Below are 21,238 nucleotides of genomic sequence, written 5' to 3' on the forward strand. Positions count from 1 at the left end.
ACACTAACTAGATATTTAAAAAAGTTATTCACCGTCCAAACCTCTGATCCGTTTAATGGTGCCCCACTTTTTGCAAGAAGGACAATGCCAATATAGTGTATGGGATGGGAAACCACATTCTTTACAGCGGTAGCTTGGCCGGAATTTAATTTGTTGCTCAACAAGTTGCTCAAGCATCGTCAAACTTTGTTTAGCTTGCCCTTCTTCTGCTTGCCGTAGATGCATTTGCATTAAGTGCTGAAAACCCTTCATGGTCGGATGGCGATAAAGCGCATCGAGCACCATGTTTTCAGCAGCTTTAATCTCATCAAGGCTTATCATATGTTGGGCAAGCGCCACCACTACGGATGCGCCAGCACCTTCAGCCATAGCGCCAGCTAATAACTCTTGATAGCCCTCTTTATCTTGAGTATCGCGATATACTTCTTTAGCCGTCGGCAGTGCATCAGCAAAAAGCTCAATATCGGCCTTTTTTAATGCTATCAGCATGGCTTTACACTGACTGTAATCCTTCGCATCGAGAAATTTCTTGGCAAGAGTCAATAAGGCTCGGCCACATTTGGGATCTTGTTTTAAGGCCTGTTGCAGTAGCTTGACCTTCTCAGCATCATCACTGGTTTCATCGGCAAGTTGGCAATAAAAATGCGCTGTTATCGGTTTGAGTACGAGTTGACGTTTACGGCTTAAACGTTTGGTGATATCGATGGCTTTTTGCCATTCCTTTATCACTTGGTAAATCGCAATCAGCTGAGTTTCAGACTCTTCACTGTGGTCATCTTGACTCACCAAATTCAGAAAAATTTCCTCGGCGCGGTCGTAAAATCCCGCGGCAAGATAGTCTTTGCCCAGCTCCATCATGGCGATATCGCGCTGCTCATTGGTGAGCGTAGGACGGGCAATTAAGTTTTGATGGATACGAATCGAGCGGTCAACCTCACCACGCTTACGGAATAAGGAACCGAGGGAAAGATGGGTGTCGATGGTTTCATCGTCTACATCAAGCATACTGATGAACAAGTCGACCGCTTTGTCCGACTCGTTAGACAATAAGTAATTTAAGCCAGTGAAGTAATCACGACTTAATTGTTTACGCTGATTGCTCTGATTTTGCCTTATGCTCCGCCGCCCCATATACCAACCGTAACCGGCAGCAATAGGAAGCAACAGGAAGAGGATCTCAAGCATATTAGGCGTCTACACCTTGAGGGTTTTTAGCAGTTTGAACCGTTAATTTCTTTTTCGTTGCCGCTAAAGCCAATTTAAGTTTCACAATATAATAGCTCGCTACCAGCCAACTAAGCATAAAGCCTGCAAAGAAAACAATCGCTAACACAACGGGTAAACGGTATTCCCCTTGTGCCACAAAGTAGCTGATTGTCACGACTTGTTCATTACGTGCGCCAAAAATCAAAGCCACTATAAATAACAGTGCCACTAGGACTGTCGCTACAAAAGATTTCACGTCGCACTCCCTTAAACGCCTTTCAATTTTCTGATTATCCAAGAAATTTACTGAGCTGACCAGCTTTGCCTTACATTAGATATAAAAAAGCCCCCTTGCGGAGGCTTTTTGCAATGCGGTCAATTAAACATTGACAGCGTCAACGCGTTCGCGCAGTTCTTTGCCTGGCTTAAAGTGCGGGACGTATTTGCCTTCCAATTCGACGGATGAACCCGTCTTTGGATTGCGGCCAGTACGCGGCGCACGATAATGAAGCGAGAAACTACCAAAGCCACGGATCTCAATACGATCACCGCTTTCTAATGTTGATGCCATTTGCTCCAACATCTCTTTGATTGCGCCTTCTACCTCTTTCGCCGACAGCTGCGACTGCCTGGTGGCGAGTTTTTCGATCAGTTCGGATTTTGTCATCCTAGCTATCCCCTATTATCAAGCCAAACACAGTCACCTAATGGGGAGAAAATCTCCCCATACAACAGGCGATTATTTGCGAGCTGCTTTAAACGCTTCAGCCATTGCATTACTAATAACAGCGTCTTCTTGTTTATTCAAGGTCGCCATTACTTCTTTTTCTTCAGCTTCGTCTTTCGCTTTGATTGACAGGCTGATAGAACGGTTCTTACGGTCAACACCCATGAACTTAGCTTCGATTGCGTCACCTACTGAGTAAACAGTAGATGCATCTTCGATGCGCTCACGGCTGATGTCAGCTACACGGATGTAACCTTCAACAGTGTCAGCCAGTTCAACAGTCACACCTTTAGCATCAACAGCAGAAACAGTACCGTGTACGATAGTACCTTTCTTCTTGTCAGCTAAGTAAGCGTTGAATGGGTCGTCTTCAGTTTGTTTAACACCTAAGCTGATACGCTCACGCTCTGGGTCAACAGACAGAACCACTGCGTGGATTTCGTCGCCTTTCTTGTACTCAGATACTGCGTCTTCGCCAGTGCCGTTCCAAGAAATGTCAGACAAGTGAACTAAACCATCGATACCGCCGTCAAGACCGATGAAGATACCGAAGTCAGTGATTGACTTGATCTTACCAGAAACCTTGTCGCCTTTGTTGTAACGAGTTGCGAAGTCATCCCATGGGTTGGTCTTACATTGCTTCAGACCTAGAGAAATACGACGACGCTCTTCATCGATGTCCAGAACCAGAACTTCAACTTCATCACCTAAGTTAACCACTTTAGATGGGTGAATGTTCTTGTTAGTCCAATCCATTTCAGAAACGTGAACTAAACCTTCAACGCCTTCTTCGATTTCAACGAAACAACCATAGTCAGTCAGGTTAGTTACGCGACCAGTTAACTTAGTGTTTTCTGGGTAGCGCTTGCTGATTTCTAACCATGGATCTTCGCCAAGTTGTTTCAGACCTAGAGACACACGAGTGCGCTCACGATCGTACTTCAGTACTTTAACGTTGATTTCGTCACCAACGTTGACGATTTCAGATGGGTGCTTAACGCGTTTCCATGCCATATCAGTGATATGTAACAGACCGTCAACGCCACCTAAATCTACGAATGCACCGTAGTCAGTCAGGTTCTTAACGATACCTTTAACTGCTTGACCTTCTTGCAGGTTTTCTAACAGTGCATCACGCTCAGCGCTGCTTTCTGATTCGATAACTGCACGACGAGAAACAACAACGTTGTTACGCTTCTGGTCTAGTTTGATAACTTTGAATTCTAATTCTTTGTACTCTAAGTGAGCGGTGTCGCGAACTGGGCGCACGTCAACTAGAGAACCTGGTAAGAAGGCACGGATACCGTTTAATTCAACAGTGAAACCGCCTTTCACTTTACCATTGATGATACCGATTACAGTTTCAGCATCTTCGTAAGCTTTTTCCAGAACGATCCAAGCTTCGTGACGTTTCGCTTTTTCGCGAGACAGTTGAGTCTCACCGAAGCCGTCTTCAACAGAGTCAAGAGCTACGTCAACTTCATCACCAACAGCGATTTCTAAAACACCTTGAGCGTTTTTGAATTGTTCAGCTGGGATTGGGCTTTCAGACTTCAGACCTGCATCAACCAGAACCATACCGTTTTCGATAGCAACTACAGTACCACGAACGATAGAGCCTGGACGGAATTCCAGAGTTTGAAGGGATTGTTCAAATAGATCAGCAAAAGATTCAGTCATGTTTAAGTTACTTTAATGTAATAAACCACAGTCAATCCTAGACGTGGAGTCAGTCAAATTATCCGTATCATCCTTAATACGAATACCTACCCGAGCAATAATTTTAGTTAGTGCTGGATAATTTTTGCTTGATAAAGTTGAGCGCAAGCTCCAGTACTTCATCAATACCTTTATCGCTTGTATCGATAACGAGCGCATCCTCGGCTGGGACCAATGGTGCCACAGGACGATTCATATCGCGGTCATCACGTTCGATAATTTCAGCTAAAAGGCGCTCGATATTAACATCGAAGCCCTTGTCCTGCAACTGATTATAGCGTCTTTGAGCCCGCTCTTGTGCAGATGCCGTTAAATATAATTTAGCCGATGCTGTTGGGAAAACTACCGTCCCCATATCGCGGCCATCGGCGATCAATCCCGGTGCCGTTCTAAAGGCTCGTTGGCGACGCAATAAGGCTTCTCTAACACGGGGAAACGCCGCCACTTTAGAGGCAGCATTTGAACATTCTTGGGTACGTATCGCTGTGGTGACGTCTTCACCTTCTAAGATAACTTGAACGGGGTCTTTCTCATTGCCCGTTAAAAATTTCACATCGAGGTGTGAAGCTAGCAAGGTGATGGACTCTTCATTTTCCAATTCTACGTCGTGATGAATGGCAGCTAGTGCAAGTACTCGATAAATTGCACCACTATCAAGCAGTTGCCAACCTAGATGCTTAGCCAATAATTGGCTAATGGTCCCTTTACCAGCACCACTTGGGCCGTCGATTGTGACTACAGGAGCCCGTTCAGACATACATTCCTCCGCAAAAAATAATCATCATCCGTGAGTTCATAAGTAGAGCCCCGAAAATGAGCGCGCCGCATTGTACAATAATATACAAATAAAATCCGTGGATTTTTTATGAAGTTTAGAAGCCGCTCAAATGCGGCTTCTTTTGTTTGATATGGTCAGAAGTCAATCTGTTAGCAGAAAACGTTAGGCCTTCAGACTGGCAAATTGAGCAAAATAGTCAGGGAAGGTTTTCGAGGTGCAGTCAGGATCGTTAATAGTGATCCCGCAATCGGCAAAGGCCAGCATGGAGAAGCACATGGCCATGCGGTGATCGTTATAAGTGTCAATCTCTGCGGTATTCAGTACTGCTGGCGGCGTGATTTGAATATAATCATGTCCCTCTTCGACTAACGCGCCGACTTTACGCAGCTCAGTTGCCATCGCCGCCAAACGGTCGGTCTCTTTAATGCGCCAGTTATAAATATTGCGAATGGTGGTCGTGCCCTTAGCAAACAAGGCGGCGGTAGCAATGGTCATCGCCGCATCGGGAATATGATTCATGTCTAAATCAACCGCAGTTAACGGCGCGCCACGGGCAATAATATAATCATCGCCCCACTCAATATCAGCGCCCATTTTTTCCAGCACATCGGCAAATTTCACATCGCCTTGAATGCTTAAACGGCCAACACCAGTGACTTTCACCTCACCGCCTTTGATGGCACCCGCCGCTAAAAAGTAAGATGCGGAAGAGGCATCCCCTTCTACTAACACTTTACCCGGTGACACATACTGCTGCCCGGCGGGGATCTCAAAGCGTGCGTAATCATGATTGATGACCTTAACCCCGAACTGCGCCATCAGCGCTAAGGTGATGTCGATATAAGGCTTAGAAACCAGTTCTCCCTTAACATGAATATTCACGCTACCCTTCGCAAGGGGCGCAACCATTAACAACGCCGTTAAGAATTGGCTAGACAGATCGCCGGCAATTTCCACATCGCCACCATTAAGACCTGTCGCATTAATGGTTAGAGGCGGGAAACCGTCATTTTTTAAATACACAACATTGGCACCAAGTTGCCTTAAGGCATCGACTAAGTCACCGATAGGACGCTCTTCCATGCGCGGCTCGCCGGTTAAGGTAAATTCGCCTCGCCCCAAGGTCAGCGCAGCACACAATGGCCGCATTGCCGTGCCCGCATTACCTAAAAACAGCGTTTGCGCGCTGTCTGCCGAAATCGTCCCACCTAACCCTATGAGTTCACAGACAGTGTTGTTTTGCGATAAACGGTATTCAACCCCTAACTGCTTTAAAGACGCCAACATGTGGCGAATATCATCGGAGTCGAGCAGATTGGTGAGCGTGGTGGTACCTTTGGCTAAGGTCGCCAATAATAAAGCGCGGTTTGAAATACTTTTTGAGCCGGGAATATTGATCTCACCGCGGACTTGCACAACAGGTTCAAGACGTAATTGCTTCATGAATAAATCTTCTTTCTCTTTGGGCGTGATTGATGTCATCACGCGAACTGAATAGGCTAATGGCAACTTCACGCTACAGAACGTCAAGTTTACGTTACTAATAAAAGGAGATTGGGGACCTTGTTGGTGCTTCGTCGTTATAAAATTACCGATAGTGACGCAGGATTCAACCGTTTTTTACTAAAAAATGGCTTTTGAAACCGGAAATTTACTCAAGTCAGCCTAAAAATAACAAAAATACTAAATATAATGGGTGAAATTGTGATCTAAACGGTTTTTCGGCAGGCTTTTTTGCCAGACTAATTGGTCTCTAAACACCATTTTTACTTTAAAGTTTTCATCTATTCACGTTATCCTAGGTTTCAATCGATAAATCACGCACATCCTATGTGATTCATGCTGTCGCTTAATAACTAGAAAGGTAGATGGAGCTATGTTTAATTCACTCATCGCAATGCCTGCGGATCCGATCCTCGGCTTGTTGACCCAGTACCGCGAAGACACACATCCACAGAAAGTAGACTTAGGTGTCGGTGTTTATAAAGACCCCGCGGGAAACACCCCCATTCTCAATTGTGTAAAAAAAGCCGAGAAATTTCGTTTAGAAACGGAGACGACAAAGGTCTATATCGGTCCAACCGGTTCGCCTCAGTTTAATACCCTGATAACACAATTAGCCTTTGGCAGTGATCATAGCGCGATTATCGCTAACCGTATTCGTACAGTTTCCACACCCGGTGGTACGGGCGCCCTGCGTGTTGCGGGTGACTTTATTAAGCGTTGCAATCCTAATGCGGTATTGTGGGTCAGCGATCCCACATGGGCTAACCATACCGGTTTATTCGAAGCTGCTGGGATTACAGTAAAAACTTATCCCTATTATGACTACGATAGTAAATCATTGAAATTTGATGAGATGCTTGCTGCATTATCGCAAGTGAGTCCTGATGACGTGGTGTTATTTCACGCCTGTTGCCATAACCCAAGTGGGATGGATTTAACCACTGAGCAATGGGACAAAGTGGTTGCCCTCACCAAAGAGCAAGGTTTTACCCCGCTTATCGACATGGCTTACCAAGGTTTTGGTGATGGTGTTGATATTGATGCCTACGGCGTGCGTAAAATGGCTGCAGCCGTTGATAATATGATCCTGTGTAGTTCATGCTCGAAAAACTTTGGTCTGTACCGTGAGCGTATTGGTTCCTGCTCTGTGATTGCCAAAGATGCCAATACCGCCAATATCGCGCAATCTGTACTGCTTTATGTGGTTCGCTGCCTCTACTCCATGCCGCCAGCCCACGGCGCGGCGATTGTTGAGACGATTTTAGGATCAAAAGAATTAACCCAAGAATGGCTTGATGAGCTCAAAGTGATGCGCGACCGTATCAACGGTAACCGCGCGATTTTAGTTGAAAAACTCAAAGCCAATGGTGTTGAGCGCGATTTTAGCTTTATCGCTCGCCAAAAAGGCATGTTCTCCTTCCTTGGAGTTAATCCTGAGCAAGTGGCGCGTCTACAGAAAGAATTTAGCATTTATATGGTAGGGTCAAGCCGCATTAGCATAGCAGGCATTAGCGAAGACAATGTGGATTACTTAGCTAAGTCGATTGCCAAAGTGCTTTAAATACATGCTTTAAATACAAGTGCTTTAAATACAAGTGCTTTAAATACAAGCGATTTAGTACTTTTTAACCACCTACTTACTCTGCTGTATTCTCTATCTAGGATGCAGCAGAGTTTATCTACCGCTTGTCAATATTACACTCAAGTTCTATTTAGTTTGGATTGACGAGTCTTCCTTTTCGTTTCTCCCCAAAAAACCTCATAAGCCACGCCATCGTCACCCTTTAAGCATTTATTTTCAATCGTAAAACCCTATTTGAATGACGTTGACTCCACGGTCTTATCACAATAAACCGCACGTTGTGATCTCGGTCGGCGGATTTCCATTTTATCAATCGGAGCTACGGTAATTTTCACTTTTTAAAGCCAGAGCCACTGAGTAAATTAATCGTCATTATTAAGCTTGTGGATATTCCGCCATGTTATTACAAGATAAATTAATGCAAATTGTCACTAAGTCGCAGCTTTCACCTAAGCAAAAATCTAACTATTTAGCGTTGGAGGCTGAGGCAAGTTTGCCCTACATGCCGATATCGACTGAGGTAAACGCGGCGATGAATGACGGCGTTACCTGCGATATGTTTGAAGGCCATACACCGTTTAAACCGCGCTATGTATTGCCAGATTATGCCCGTTATCTTCAGCAAGGCTCTGAATATTTAGAACTTTCACCTGCACAGGATTTAGATGAAGCTCTCAATGCCTTAACGATTCTGTATCACCATGTGCCATCGGTGACCAATATCCCCGTGTATTTGGGTCAGTTGGACGATACTTTGATGCCTTTCGTGGAAGGAATGGATGCAGATGTCCTTTATCGTAAACTAAAGCTGTTCTGGATAATGCTTGACAGAACCCTGCCCGACGCCTTTATGCACGTCAATATTGGCCCGACAGACAATATTGTTTGCCGTACCCTACTGCGCATTGATGCCGAGCTCAAACAAGTTGCCCCCAATTTGACCTTTATGTATGACCCCGCCGTCACGCCGGATGAATTATTGCAGATTGCGGCCACCAATATTTGTCAGTGCAGTAAACCGCATATCGCCAACTATCCTCTGCATGCCAGTGTATTTGACAAGCGCGGCTTTGGTATTGTGAGTTGCTACAATGCCTTACCATTAGCAGGCGGCGCTAATACCTTGGTTAGACTCAATCTGAAAGAAGTGGCATTAAAAGCCACATCAATCAATGACTTTTTTGAGCGTGTTTTGCCCTATTACTGCTCACTCACCTTCGAACTTATCGAGGCGCGCTCAGCATTTTTACATCAAGAGTCGCACTTCTTTGATAGCTTTTTAGTTAAAGAACAATTGATTGATGAATCGCGCTTTGCACCCATGTTTGGTATTTATGGTATGGCTGAAGCGGTGAATATTCTGCAAGCTCTGATGACAAGTGAGACAGACAAATCATCTGAATCAAACAAACCCACAGGCTATGGGCATAGCATGGATGCAAACCAACTTGGCTACCGTATTTCTGCCGCCCTCGATACCATAGTAAAATCCACGCCCGTCACCTATGGCTATCATGGACGAGCGCTGCTGCATTCACAGGGCGGTATTAGTCTCGATAAGGACGTGACACCCGGCGTTCGTATTCCCTATGGTACAGAACCCAATCCCATCGCTCATATTCAAGCCCTCGCGCAGCATCACCAGTATTATACGGCGGGGATTAGCGATATTTTGACTATCGATGAAACTGTCAAATCGAATCCTCAAGCCATGTTCCAACTGTGTAAAGCGGCACTGGAGTTAGGCTTTAGGGAATTTACTGCCAATGTGGCCTCTAACGATTTAATGCGCGTCACTGGCTATATGGTAAAACGCTCAGATATTGAAGCATTTAAACAATGCGGATCGCGCCTTAATACCACGGGTTTAGGAGCAGAAGCCGCACAGAATACCGGCATATTGCAACGCCAAGCACGCGTTGTTGCCCATGAGCACTCTCCCTGTGTTGTTAACTAAACCGGTCATAAATAAACAGGCAATTGTCAGCCAACTATTGCCGTTTTCCTGCGTCGACGGGCCTGGCAGCAGGCTCGTGTTATTCTTGCAGGGCTGCAACTATCAATGTAAAAACTGCCATAACCCACATACCATCGGCTTATGCGATGGCTGTGGCGATTGCATCGCCACCTGCCCTGACAAGGCGCTGACATTGATAAACGCTAACAATAAGCATCAGATCCATTGGGATAAAGACCGTTGTAGCCAGTGCGATACTTGTCTTGCTGTGTGTCCAAAACAAGCCAATCCCAAAGTCACCCGATATACTGTTGAAGAAATCTTGGCGATTCTTCACCATCAGCGTCACTTTATTAATGGCATTACGGTGAGCGGCGGAGAAGCAAGTCTACAACTGCCATTTATTATTGAATTATTTAAAGCGATTAAGACCTCAACGTCGCTTTCACATTTAACCTGTATGCTTGATACCAATGGCAGTTTGGGCCTCACTGGCTGGCATAAACTGTTGCCCTTTTTAGACGGCGCTATGGTGGATCTTAAAGCGTGGCAACGAGATACCCATAGATACATTACCGGACGAGATAACCATACGGTGTTCAAATCCATTGAACTCTTGGCGCAGCAGCAAAAACTGTATGAAGTAAGATTGCTGCATATCCCAGGTATTACGGATTTTGAACAGGAGATAAACGCGCTATCTTGCTATTTACTGACCCTCGGTGCCGATACGCGGGTGAAATTAAACGCCTTTCACCACCATGGCGTGGTTGATGAGGCGTTAACTTGGCCAAGTTGCACTCAAACCGATATTGAAGCCTTAGCAGCCTCCCTTGCCCAGCGAGGTTTAACAAATATCGTGTTACCGTCCATCTACCTTTAACGGCTACAAAGCAGGATCTGCTCGTACAACCAGCGTAGCGCGGGATCCTTCATACTTTGTTTATGCCATACGAGGCTATAAGCCACTTTTCCATATTCGATGGGTAACGGTTTCACGGTTAAGCCTTTGGCTTGGCTCGCGATGGATGCCCAGCGGCGCGAGCAGGTAAACAGCAGTTCACTGTGGTGGCACATTAACGCCGCGCTGCCAAAGTCTGGCACCGAAATGGGGACTGCACGTTTTTTAGATTGCTGAGCGAGTAAAATATCAAAATAGGGCGTACTCAGATCCGTGTCAGTGATGCCTATATGGCTGAAGCTGAGATAATCATCAAAGCTGATATGCGATTGTTTTGCCAAGGGATGTGATGAGTTCATTAAGCAAATCATTTCATCGCTGAACAAGGTTTCCCACACTAGATCATCTTGCGAAGGATTAGGCTGACTCAAATCATGGGGTAACAGTACAAAATCTAACGAGCCATTAATGAGTCCATCAAAACCGATATTGTCTTTGCTGTAAATATCGAGATGAATATGGGGCGCCAAACTCAAAATATGGGCGCTAAGTTTGGCGGCCAGCAGTTCAAAGGTGCTTTCACGCATTGCAAGCGAAAAACGCCCCTCATAGTTTATTGGGGTAAACGCATCTTGACTTATGATCTGATTCATATCATTGATCATTTGTTGCACGCTTGGGCCTAATCGTTTGGCTAAAGGTGTTGCAACCAGTGAATTACCATTACGGTAAAACAGTTCATCATTCAAACTGTCTCGAAGCTGACTTAAGGTTTTACTGACCGATGAAGGGCTTAAGCATAAACGTTCGGCGCTGGCGGTAACGCTCAGAGTATCGAGCATCACGTGTAAAGTGATTAAGTGCTTCATACTAATACGCGAAAGCTTGGCTAAATCCATCAGTGGTTTCCTGGTAATTTATCTTATGGTAAAAATCAAAATATCAATTTTTAATCATGATAAACAATACGATAAAACTTACCCAATAGATTGCTAAGTATATTGGTCTGTTATGCGTGCCGGCTCACAGGCTTACTCGGTACAACTGCCATTGCCGCAAGCTTATCTGGGTTGCATCTAACCAAATCCTGCCAACAAAAAAGCGAATGCATATGTGCATTCGCTTTTTGCGTATAACAGCTTAAAACTTATGCGCTATAGGGTGAGTGCGGACTAAATCTTGTGATATTTAGCTGCAAACTCGTTCATAAATGTCACCAGCGCGGCAACACCTTCCAGTGGCATTGCATTGTATAGGCTTGCACGCATACCACCGACAATTCGGTGTCCTTTTAAAGCCACTAAGCCCGCCGCTTCGGCCTCTTTTAAGAAGGCGCCATCAAGGGATTCATCCGCCAGTTGGAAAGTCACGTTCATTTGTGAGCGGTTCGCCGCGACGACACCATTTTTATAGAAAGGATTGGCATCGATACAGGCATATAGCATTTGCGCTTTTTGCTGATTGATTTTTGCGATACTCGCCACTCCACCAATCGATTTAAGCCAAGCAAACACTTCAGCCGCTAAGTACCAGGCAAAGGTCGGCGGCGTGTTGAACATGGAGTCATGCTCCACCGCTAAACGATAATCCATAATGGATGATTGAGTTAAACTCGGCAGTTTCAACATATCATCACGCACGATCACAATGGATAAGCCCGAAGGACCAATGTTTTTCTGTGCGCCAGCATAGATTAAGCCGTAACGGCTGACATCAATTTCACGAGACATAATGGTAGATGATAGGTCGGCGACAATCGGCCATGGACTGTCTAACTCATCAAAAATTTCGATACCATCAACTGTCTCATTTGGGCAGTAATGCACATAACGGTAATCGGCATCAATCTTATGCAGATCAGGCAGCACTACTGCATTGAGTCCATTATGTTTTTCAATAATGTTAAGGCTATCAATTTGCGCGTCGCCCGCCAGCTTTTGGGCTTCGGCTAATGCCGCAGAAGACCATTGGCCACTGACTAAATACAGGGCTCGGCCTTGGTTGCCTAAAAAATTATTCACAACGGCAGAGAACTGACCGCGACCACCGCCGTGCATAAACAACACATGATAGTTTTGTGGAATGTGCATCAGCTCGCGTAAATCCGCCTCAGCTTGCTTGGTCAGCGCGATAAATTCCTTACCTCTGTGGCTGACTTCCATCACGGAGACACCTAGCCCATTCCAATCGAGTAATTCCTGTTGTGCTTTTTTCATTACCGCTGCGGGTAACATCGCAGGACCTGCACAGAAATTATAAATCGCGCTCACTGCCACTCTCCTTATTTACAAACCATGATATTAGAATTCATAAAATAAAACGTTGCCATGAAAAAAACGAGCGTCCAATTGGACGCTCGTTTTTATGCTTTCGAATTAGTCTTCGTCTTGCTCGTCGTCAAGCTCTTCATCTTCGTCTAATTCTTCTTCCAGTTCATCCTCTTCCTCTAAAGGCTCTTGTTGAACAGAGTCACCTTCAGCGACAACTGGGACGATTGGCATACCGTTTTCATCCAGCTCGACGTCATCTTCGTCGCCTTGGATCTCATCGATACGTTGCAGACCAACCACTTTCTCGTCACTTGCGGTGCGGATAATGGTCACACCTTGGGTGTTACGGCCGATGATAGACACACCGTTCGCCGGCGTACGCACTAAGGTACCTTTGTCGCTGATCAGCATGATTTCATCATTGCCGCCAACTTGTACCGCGCCAACAACTGCACCGTTACGCTCACTCACCTTGATCGATACCACACCTTTGGTCGCGCGGCTCTTAGATGGGTATTCAGACAGTTCCGTACGTTTACCATAGCCGTTTTCAGTCACGGTTAGGATAGCGCCATCGCCCTTAGGTACGATGAGAGACACCACTTTTTGGCCTTCTTCAAGCTTGATACCGCGAACACCGGTCGCACCGCGGCCCATTGGACGCACGCCCTTGAAGTTGATTTGTGGATTGCCTTCTTCATCCAGCACTGGGTTTCCGTTTTCATCGAGGACAGCAACTTCTTCGCCTTCTTTAAAGCGAACCACTTTACCTTCGTTCGAGAACAGCATGATCTCATCATCACCATTGGTGATATCGACACCGATCAGTTGGTCACCGTCTTTGAGGTTAACAGCGATAATGCCGTTAGCACGTGGGTTGCTGTAAGCTGTCAGCGCAGTCTTCTTCACGGTACCGTTAGAGGTCGCCATGATAATGTACTTATCTTCGGCGTATTCACGCACTGGCAGAATCGCCGTAATGCGTTCGCCATCGGCCAGTGGCAGCAAGTTAACAATCGGACGACCGCGCGATGTCCGGCTCGCCAGCGGTAACTGATAGACCTTGAGCCAGTACATCTTACCGAAGTCTGAGAAGCACAGAATCGTATCGTGGGTGTTCGCAACCAGCAGTTTTTCAACGAAATCTTCGTCTTTCACCTTAGTGGCGGCTTTACCCTTACCACCACGGCGCTGGGCTTGGTAATCGCTCAGTGGTTGGTACTTGGCGTAACCTAAGTGTGACAGAGTCACAACTACGTCTTCTTCGTTGATTAAGTCTTCAAGACTCATATCAATTTCATTGGCGTTGATGACAGTGCGGCGAGCATCACCGTATTCAGCAAGAATTTCTTCCAGCTCTTCTTTGATCACTTCCATCAAACGCTCAGGGCTACGCAGAATAAACAACAGACCCGCGATGAACTCAAGCAGCTCTTCGTATTCGGCGATGATCTTATCGTGCTCAAGACCGGTTAAACGGTGTAAGCGCAGCTCAAGGATTGCCTGAGCCTGTTGCTCAGTCAGATAATATAAGCCGTCACGGATTCCGAATTCTGGCTCTAACCATTCAGGACGCGCCGCATCGTCACCCGCTTTTTCAAGCATGCCCTGTACATGACCGAGCGCCCAGCCCTGCTCAACCAGTTTGACTTTAGCGTCAGCTGGGGTTGGCGAGGCTTTGATCAACGCAATAATCGGGTCGATGTTGGCCAGCGCGACCGCTAATGCCTCAAGAATATGGGCACGTTCGCGCGCTTTACGCAGTTCAAATACAGTACGGCGAGTCACCACTTCACGGCGGTGCAGGATAAAGCATTCGAGCATTTCTTTTAAGTTGAACAACTTAGGCTGACCATTGGTCAAAGCCACCATGTTGATACCAAAAGAACATTGCATTTGTGTTTGGGCATAGAGGTTGTTCAGGACAACTTCACCCACTTCACCACGCTTAATTTCGATAACGATGCGCATACCGTCTTTGTCAGACTCATCGCGCAGACCGCTAATACCTTCAATCTTCTTATCTTTAACTAGCTCAGCGATTTTCTCGATGAGTTTTGCCTTGTTCACCTGATAAGGGATTTCGGTGACGATAATACGTTCACGGCCATTGTCTTCGGTTTCGACTTCAGCCAGCGCGCGCATAACGGCGCGGCCGCGGCCCGTCTTATACGCATCGATAATGCCCTTACGGCCATTGATGATCGCCGCCGTTGGGAAATCTGGGCCAGGAATATATTCCATGAGCTGTTCAATCGACAGCGCAGGATCGGCGATCAGCGCTAAACAGCCTTTAACCACTTCCGTTAAGTTGTGTGGTGGGATGTTCGTCGCCATACCCACTGCAATACCCGATGAACCGTTAATCAACAGGTTAGGTACGCGTGTCGGTAATACCGCAGGAATTTGTTCTGTGCCGTCGTAGTTTGGCACATAGTCAACGGTTTCTTTTTCAAGATCGGCGAGGAGCTGGTGCGCTAACTTATCCATCCGGATTTCGGTATAACGCATTGCCGCGGCAGAGTCACCGTCAACCGAACCGAAGTTTCCTTGACCGTCGACTAAGGTGTAACGCAGTGAGAAAGGCTGAGCCATACGCACGATAGTGTCGTATACCGCCACGTCACCATGGGGGTGATATTTACCGATCACGTCACCGACCACACGGGCAGACTTTTTGTACGGCTTGTTCCAATCGTTCTTCAATTCACTCATGGCAAACAGCACGCGGCGATGTACAGGCTTAAGGCCATCACGCACGTCTGGTAATGCACGTCCTACGATGACGCTCATGGCGTAATCAAGGTACGAATTCTTTAGTTCGTCTTCGATATTAATTGGCGAAATAGATGATGCCAGATCAGTCATAAACTGCTCGTTCCCCTGAAAATTAGCCGACAACGCATAATCCGTATCATTGAGCGGCCCAAAAACGTGATTTGGCATTCTAACACAGTTATTTAATGTCGCCAGACCTATCCTGCGCGAATTGAGAAGGATGTGGCTTAATAGATGAAAACACTGTCAATTTGCACTTTTAAACCCGATAAAATCCGTTGTTAATGGCGAAATTGAGTCCAAGACTTGATTAATATCCGAGCAGAAAAACCGCTCCGCTTCACAAAGTGTTTAAGAATTAATGATAATTGCTGAAATTTCACTCAACCACAAAGACTTAGAATCAGCCAATACTGTGTTTATCCACCATTGTCGTTATAATAGCCGCACTATTCAGCCGCTTTAGGTAATCGCATGCAACAGAATACCAACGTAGACCCACAGGAAATCGCAAAGTTTGAACGTATGGCCGAAACCTGGTGGGATCTCAATGGCGAGTTTAAACCGCTGCATCTATTAAATCCCCTTCGCTTAAACTATATCGATCAGACCGCTGGCGGGATTTTTGGTAAAAAAGTGCTCGACGTCGGCTGTGGCGGTGGCATTTTATCCGAAAGCATGGCGCGCATCGGTGCAGTGGTTGATGGTCTTGATATGGGTGAAGAACCGTTAGAAGTTGCACGCTTGCATGCGCTGGAAACCGGTGTGAGCATCAATTACGTGAAAAACACCGCCGAGGCTCATAGGGAAGATCACCGCGAATACTATGATGTGGTGACCTGCATGGAGATGCTCGAACACGTACCCAATCCCCAATCAGTGATCCAAGCCTGCTGCGATATGGTAAAACCCGGTGGTTTTGTGTTTTTCTCAACCATCAACCGTAATATGAAGTCTTTTGTCGAGACCATTATCGGCGCCGAGTACCTATTAAAGATGTTGCCAATTGGCACCCATGACCATAATAAGTTCATCAAGCCATCGGAACTCATGGCCTTAGTCGATAACACCGACCTCATCTGCAAAGACGCCCTTGGGATCACTTATAACCCGTTAACAGGGATTTTTAAGTACACATCTAAGGTCGATGTAAACTATATGATTGCAACGCAAAAGGCAGATTAAGATGAGTTTAGCTGAGGTTAAAGGGGTCTTATTCGACCTTGATGGTACCCTTGCCGATACCGCGCCGGATCTGGTTCAGGCCCTTAACCTCAGTTTGTCTGATGTCGGTATCCTGGCAAAACCCTTTGCAGACATGCGTAGCGCCGCCTCCCATGGCAGCTTTGCCTTAGTCGATGCGGCCATTCCTGGTGCAGATGAGGTGCTACGCACCCAAGTCCAGCAAGGACTCCTTGCCCACTATCAAAGGATCAATGGCGACCATTGCCAATTGTTTGAAGGTATTTCTCCACTGCTTGACTGGCTCGAGTTATGCCGCGTGCCATTTGGAGTCATCACCAATAAACCTGCCCGCTTTACTCGTCCCCTGTTACATAAGCTTAAGCTCAGCTCGCGTATGCCAGTGATGATCAGCGGCGATTCGACCCGTTACCCTAAGCCCCATACCGCACCTATGCTATTGGGCGCGCAGCAGTTGCAGTGCAAGCCACAGCAAATCCTTTACTTAGGTGATGCTGAGCGGGATTTACTGGCGGCTCAAGCGGCGGGCATGCTCGGCGGTGTAGCGCTGTGGGGATATTTGGGCGAGGACGATACACCCGATGCATGGCCTGCCTATGCACAGTTTACGACGCCTTCGAATTTACATTCGGCACTAAGCCAAGCGTTAACAAAATAAGCACGAATCAGGATTCGTGCTGATAGCTATTAATAGAATTAACGCTATGGGTCAATCCCCGCGATCGTGATCGCTGCTTATTTTAGCGATCGATCACACTGCGGGATCGGAATAAAAATTCGCCATATCAAACGCACGCTAATCTCAATTTGAGCTACAGGGTTAGTCATTACTAACGCATTTTTTTATCCTCAAGATATCCACAAGATACCCCCTAAATTGAGACTTGCAAATAATAGCAAACCTCACTATCTTGTATCTCAGATTATTTAAAACACCATATCTTGTGTATAGGTAGCAATCAGACACACTAGAAGTTCCCCGCTAAATCGACTATTTTCACCATAGTCAACAGTATTAAGGGTTTTCAGGTTGATTGTTTTACAAGGAAACGTACGGTGACTTAGTTCACCTGAACAGATATCAGAACCAAGGCCTCTCTTCAATGAATAGCAATATGACAGTTACAAAACGCTGTGGTGCACGTGAGACAATTGATCTCGACAAAATACACCGCGTAATTACTTGGGCAGCCAAGGGATTAAAAAACGTTTCTGTTTCTGAAGTTGAACTTCGCACGCATTTACAGTTTTTCGATGGGATCCCAACCGAAGCTATCCACGAAACGATCATCAAATCTGCGGCGGATTTAATTTCCCCTGAGTCACCCGATTATCAGTTTCTGGCTGCGCGTTTAGCCGTATTCCATTTGCGTAAGAAGGCTTTTGGTCAGTTCGAGCCGCCCAAGTTATATGACCATGTCACTAAGCTGGTAGAGTTGGGTAAGTATGATATGCATATTCTGCAGGATTACACCCGCGAAGAACTCGATATTATGGATACTTATATCGACCATTGGCGCGATATGAACTTCTCTTACGCAGCCGTTAAACAGCTTGAAGGTAAATATCTGGTTCAAAACCGCGTCACCCACGAGATTTATGAGAGCGCCCAGTTCCTCTATATTCTGGTGGCGGCCTGTTTGTTTGCCCGCTATCCAAAAGCTACGCGTCTGCAATACGTCAAAGATTTTTACGATGCGGTATCGACTTTTAAGATTTCACTGCCAACGCCTATCATGGCGGGAGTGCGTACGCCGACTCGTCAGTTTAGCTCATGCGTACTGATTGAATGTGGCGATAGCTTGGATTCAATCAACGCGACAGCATCATCTATCGTAAAATACGTGAGCCAACGCGCTGGTATCGGTATCAACGCCGGTCGTATCCGTGCATTAGGAAGCCCAATCCGTGGTGGCGAAGCCTTCCACACAGGTTGCTTACCTTTCTACAAGTATTTCCAAACTGCGGTGAAATCGTGCTCGCAAGGCGGCGTGCGCGGCGGTGCAGCCACCCTCTTCTATCCTATTTGGCACTTAGAAGTTGAATCGCTGCTAGTACTGAAAAATAACCGTGGCGTTGAAGATAACCGTATCCGTCATTTAGACTACGGCGTGCAACTGAATAAACTGATGTATCAACGTCTGATCAAAGGCGAAAATATCAGCCTGTTCAGCCCATCGGACGTACCCGGTCTTTACGATGCCTTCTTTGAAGATCAAGCCGAATTTGAGCGTTTATATCTGCAATATGAGCAAGACAGCAGCATTCGCAAAAAGACATTAAAAGCGGTGGATCTGTTCTCATTGATGATGCAAGAACGTGCTTCAACGGGCCGTATCTACATTCAAAACGTGGATCACTGTAACACCCACAGTCCATTTGACTCAAAAGTTGCACCGATCAGACAGTCTAACCTCTGCCTTGAAATCGCGCTGCCGACTAAGCCATTGAATAACATTGACGATCCAAACGGCGAAATCGCCCTTTGTACACTGTCGGCATTAAACCTAGGGACAATTACCGATTTAGCGGAACTGGAGCCATTAGCTGATTTAGCCGTGCGAGCCTTAGATAACCTGCTGGATTACCAAGATTACCCAATCAAAGCGGCGCAAATTTCGTCGATGAACCGTCGAACCTTAGGGATTGGTGTTATCAACTTCGCTAACTATTTAGCGAAGAATGGTATGAAGTACTCCGATGGTAGCGCGAACAATCTGACTCACAAGACCTTTGAAGCGATTCAGTTTTATCTGCTCAAAGCGTCAATGAATCTGGCGAAAGAAAAAGGTGCGTGCCCATTATTTAATGAGACGACTTACGCTCAAGGTATTTTACCTATCGATACCTACAAACGTGACCTAGATAAGATTTGCAGTGAGCCATTGCATTTAGACTGGGAAACACTACGTCAAGATATCAAAGAATACGGTTTACGTAACTCGACATTGTCTGCACTGATGCCGTCTGAGACTTCATCACAGATCTCAAACGCCACCAACGGTATCGAACCGCCACGCGGCTTGATCAGTGTGAAAGCCAGTAAAGATGGCCAGTTAAAACAAGTAGTGCCTGATTTCGATGAGCTGAAATACAACTACGAGCTGTTATGGCAAATGCCAAGCAACGAAGGTTACTTACAGCTTGTGGGTATCATGCAAAAGTTCGTTGACCAAGCGATTTCGGCCAACACAAACTATGATCCAGCGCGTTTTGAGGGCCGTAAAGTCCCAATGCAGACCCTGCTAAAAGACTTACTCAATGCCTACAAGTTAGGTGTAAAAACGCTGTACTACCATAACACTCGCGATGGTGCATCGGATCAACACGATGACATTACCAACATAGAGAAAGAAGATGACGGCTGTGCTGGCGGCGCTTGCAAAATCTAATCTTCAATGTTAACGGTTGCGGGATCCCAATGGGATCCCGACTTATTGGAATACTCGTACCATGACCTACTCTACTTTTTGCCAAACACCCAACGATGCCACCCGTGAACCCATGTTTTTCGGACAATCAGTAAACGTCGCACGTTATGACCAACAAAAATATGAAGTGTTTGAAAAACTAATTGAAAAGCAGCTGTCTTTCTTCTGGCGCCCAGAGGAAGTCGATGTGAGCCGCGATAAAATCGACTACAACTCACTACCCGATCATGAAAAGCATATTTTTATTTCGAACCTGAAATACCAAACGCTGCTCGATTCAATTCAAGGTCGCTCGCCTAACGTAGCTTTTTTGCCATTGGTGTCACTGCCTGAGTTAGAAACCTGGATTGAAACCTGGTCATTCTCCGAGACCATTCATTCGCGCTCATACACTCACATTATTCGCAATATCGTCAACGATCCTTCAGTGATTTTTGACGATATCGTGGTGAACCATGAGATCCTGCGCCGTGCCACAGACATTGCAGAGTTCTACGATCACCTCATCAAATTAACCCAGACATATCATTTACTCGGTGAAGGCACCCATGTGATTGATGGTGAGCCTTTAGAGGTAAATACCCGCACCCTGAAAAAAGCGCTGTACCTGTGCATGATGTCAGTTAACGCGCTCGAAGCCATTCGCTTCTACGTGAGCTTTGCCTGCTCATTTGCCTTCGCTGAGCGTAAACTTATGGAAGGTAACGCGAAAATTATTCGTCTTATCGCCCGTGACGAGGCGCTGCACTTAAACAGCACTCAGCATATCTTAACCATTATGCAGGGCGGCAAAGACGATCCTGAGATGGCCGAGATTGCCGCAGAATGCCAACAGGAAGCCTATAACCTGTTCCTAAAAGCCGCCGAACAAGAAAAAGAATGGGCAAAATACCTGTTCAAAGACGGCTCAATGATCGGTCTAAACGAGCAGATCCTCTGCCAATATGTTGAGTACATTACTAACCAACGGATGAAGTCAGTTAACCTGCCGCTACCTTACGCAGAACAAACTAACCCACTGCCATGGATGAAAAACTGGCTAGAGAGTGACGCAGTGCAAGTGGCCCCACAAGAAGTGGAAGTGTCATCCTATCTGGTTGGCCAAATCGATGCAGCCGTCGACAGTGATGAATTTCTTGATTTCGATCTCTAATCACTTTTGATTGTGAAATGACTAGAT

General features: G+C 46.1%; 16 protein-coding genes. 7 read left to right on the forward strand and 9 right to left on the reverse strand.

The genetic code is table 11. From position 1 onward, the window contains the following. Positions 1 to 24 precede the first annotated feature (24 nt). The 6 genes from lapB to aroA all read right to left on the reverse strand — a co-directional run bounded on the left by lapB (position 25) and on the right by aroA (position 5,873). On the reverse strand, positions 25 to 1,185 hold the full coding sequence (gene lapB / locus JM642_RS10385) for a lipopolysaccharide assembly protein LapB (protein WP_047537808.1): 1,161 nt from the start codon (positions 1,183 to 1,185) through the stop codon (positions 25 to 27). Between the two features lies 1 nt (position 1,186). Beyond that, a complete protein-coding gene (locus tag JM642_RS10390; protein WP_037428089.1) occupies positions 1,187 to 1,462 on the reverse strand; it encodes a lipopolysaccharide assembly protein LapA domain-containing protein in 276 nt (91 codons plus the stop codon). A 123-nt stretch (positions 1,463 to 1,585) separates the two neighbouring features. Further along, positions 1,586 to 1,873, reverse strand: coding sequence for an integration host factor subunit beta (gene ihfB, locus JM642_RS10395; RefSeq protein WP_037418898.1), 288 nt, complete (start codon positions 1,871 to 1,873; stop codon positions 1,586 to 1,588). Between the two features lie 72 nt (positions 1,874 to 1,945). After that, complete coding sequence (gene rpsA / locus JM642_RS10400) at positions 1,946 to 3,613, reverse strand: 30S ribosomal protein S1 (protein ID WP_011072381.1); 1,668 nt, start codon at positions 3,611 to 3,613, stop codon at positions 1,946 to 1,948. A 103-nt stretch (positions 3,614 to 3,716) separates the two neighbouring features. Next, a complete protein-coding gene (cmk, locus tag JM642_RS10405) occupies positions 3,717 to 4,409 on the reverse strand; it encodes a (d)CMP kinase (RefSeq protein WP_037418896.1) in 693 nt (230 codons plus the stop codon). Positions 4,410 to 4,592: 183 nt separating this feature from the next. Further along, a complete protein-coding gene (gene aroA, locus JM642_RS10410; protein ID WP_055648346.1) occupies positions 4,593 to 5,873 on the reverse strand; it encodes a 3-phosphoshikimate 1-carboxyvinyltransferase in 1,281 nt (426 codons plus the stop codon). A 433-nt stretch (positions 5,874 to 6,306) separates the two neighbouring features. On the opposite strand from aroA, the gene JM642_RS10415 reads away from it, so the two are divergent. The 3 genes from JM642_RS10415 to JM642_RS10425 all read left to right on the forward strand — a co-directional run bounded on the left by JM642_RS10415 (position 6,307) and on the right by JM642_RS10425 (position 10,358). Further along, positions 6,307 to 7,497, forward strand: coding sequence for an amino acid aminotransferase (locus JM642_RS10415; protein ID WP_099458100.1), 1,191 nt, complete (start codon positions 6,307 to 6,309; stop codon positions 7,495 to 7,497). Between the two features lie 418 nt (positions 7,498 to 7,915). Beyond that, positions 7,916 to 9,475 (forward strand): YjjI family glycine radical enzyme, encoded by a 1,560-nt coding sequence (locus tag JM642_RS10420; RefSeq protein WP_099458101.1) that lies wholly within the window; start codon positions 7,916 to 7,918, stop codon positions 9,473 to 9,475. Beyond that, a complete protein-coding gene (locus tag JM642_RS10425) occupies positions 9,447 to 10,358 on the forward strand; it encodes a YjjW family glycine radical enzyme activase (RefSeq protein WP_192937935.1) in 912 nt (303 codons plus the stop codon). Before JM642_RS10420 ends, JM642_RS10425 begins: the two co-directional genes overlap by 29 nt. On the opposite strand, the gene JM642_RS10430 is transcribed toward JM642_RS10425, so the two are convergent. The 3 genes from JM642_RS10430 to gyrA form a co-directional block, all read right to left on the reverse strand. Then, entirely contained in the window at positions 10,355 to 11,275 is a 921-nt protein-coding gene (locus JM642_RS10430) for a LysR family transcriptional regulator (RefSeq protein ID WP_099458102.1), read from the reverse strand. The two genes, JM642_RS10425 and JM642_RS10430, sit on opposite strands and share 4 nt — an antisense overlap. 273 nt (positions 11,276 to 11,548) lie before the next feature. Further along, entirely contained in the window at positions 11,549 to 12,646 is a 1,098-nt protein-coding gene (gene serC, locus JM642_RS10435; protein WP_099458103.1) for a 3-phosphoserine/phosphohydroxythreonine transaminase, read from the reverse strand. A 105-nt stretch (positions 12,647 to 12,751) separates the two neighbouring features. Next, positions 12,752 to 15,514 (reverse strand): DNA gyrase subunit A, encoded by a 2,763-nt coding sequence (gene gyrA, locus JM642_RS10440; protein ID WP_203433780.1) that lies wholly within the window; start codon positions 15,512 to 15,514, stop codon positions 12,752 to 12,754. Between the two features lie 384 nt (positions 15,515 to 15,898). On the opposite strand from gyrA, the gene ubiG reads away from it, so the two are divergent. From ubiG to nrdB, 4 genes are all read left to right on the forward strand, one after another. Next, positions 15,899 to 16,609, forward strand: a complete 711-nt coding sequence (gene ubiG / locus JM642_RS10445; protein ID WP_099458104.1) for a bifunctional 2-polyprenyl-6-hydroxyphenol methylase/3-demethylubiquinol 3-O-methyltransferase UbiG — start codon at positions 15,899 to 15,901, stop codon at positions 16,607 to 16,609. A gap of 1 nt (position 16,610) precedes the next feature. Continuing rightward, a complete protein-coding gene (locus JM642_RS10450) occupies positions 16,611 to 17,285 on the forward strand; it encodes an HAD-IA family hydrolase (protein WP_099458105.1) in 675 nt (224 codons plus the stop codon). 445 nt (positions 17,286 to 17,730) lie between these two features. Continuing rightward, positions 17,731 to 20,019 (forward strand): class 1a ribonucleoside-diphosphate reductase subunit alpha, encoded by a 2,289-nt coding sequence (nrdA, locus tag JM642_RS10455; RefSeq protein WP_099458106.1) that lies wholly within the window; start codon positions 17,731 to 17,733, stop codon positions 20,017 to 20,019. 61 nt (positions 20,020 to 20,080) lie between these two features. Further along, on the forward strand, positions 20,081 to 21,211 hold the full coding sequence (gene nrdB, locus JM642_RS10460) for a class Ia ribonucleoside-diphosphate reductase subunit beta (RefSeq protein WP_037418877.1): 1,131 nt from the start codon (positions 20,081 to 20,083) through the stop codon (positions 21,209 to 21,211). The last annotated feature ends 27 nt before the right edge of the window (positions 21,212 to 21,238 follow it).

It is taken from the genome of Shewanella sp. LZH-2, from assembly GCF_016859145.1.
GTDB lineage: Bacteria > Pseudomonadota > Gammaproteobacteria > Enterobacterales > Shewanellaceae > Shewanella > Shewanella xiamenensis.

Bases quoted from the DNA above. Each gene is read 5' to 3' on its own strand.
- lapB (WP_047537808.1), bottom strand. From the start codon at position 1,185: ATGCTTGAGATCCTCTTCCTGTTGCTTCCTATTGCTGCCGGTTACGGT.
- ihfB (WP_037418898.1), bottom strand. From the start codon at position 1,873: ATGACAAAATCCGAACTGATCGAAAAACTCGCCACCAGGCAGTCGCAG.
- rpsA (WP_011072381.1), bottom strand. From the start codon at position 3,613: ATGACTGAATCTTTTGCTGATCTATTTGAACAATCCCTTCAAACTCTG.
- cmk (WP_037418896.1), bottom strand. From the start codon at position 4,409: ATGTCTGAACGGGCTCCTGTAGTCACAATCGACGGCCCAAGTGGTGCT.
- aroA (WP_055648346.1), bottom strand. From the start codon at position 5,873: ATGAAGCAATTACGTCTTGAACCTGTTGTGCAAGTCCGCGGTGAGATC.
- JM642_RS10415 (WP_099458100.1), top strand. From the start codon at position 6,307: ATGTTTAATTCACTCATCGCAATGCCTGCGGATCCGATCCTCGGCTTG.
- JM642_RS10420 (WP_099458101.1), top strand. From the start codon at position 7,916: ATGTTATTACAAGATAAATTAATGCAAATTGTCACTAAGTCGCAGCTT.
- JM642_RS10425 (WP_192937935.1), top strand. From the start codon at position 9,447: ATGAGCACTCTCCCTGTGTTGTTAACTAAACCGGTCATAAATAAACAG.
- JM642_RS10430 (WP_099458102.1), bottom strand. From the start codon at position 11,275: ATGGATTTAGCCAAGCTTTCGCGTATTAGTATGAAGCACTTAATCACT.
- gyrA (WP_203433780.1), bottom strand. From the start codon at position 15,514: ATGACTGATCTGGCATCATCTATTTCGCCAATTAATATCGAAGACGAA.
- ubiG (WP_099458104.1), top strand. From the start codon at position 15,899: ATGCAACAGAATACCAACGTAGACCCACAGGAAATCGCAAAGTTTGAA.
- JM642_RS10450 (WP_099458105.1), top strand. From the start codon at position 16,611: ATGAGTTTAGCTGAGGTTAAAGGGGTCTTATTCGACCTTGATGGTACC.
- nrdA (WP_099458106.1), top strand. From the start codon at position 17,731: ATGAATAGCAATATGACAGTTACAAAACGCTGTGGTGCACGTGAGACA.
- nrdB (WP_037418877.1), top strand. From the start codon at position 20,081: ATGACCTACTCTACTTTTTGCCAAACACCCAACGATGCCACCCGTGAA.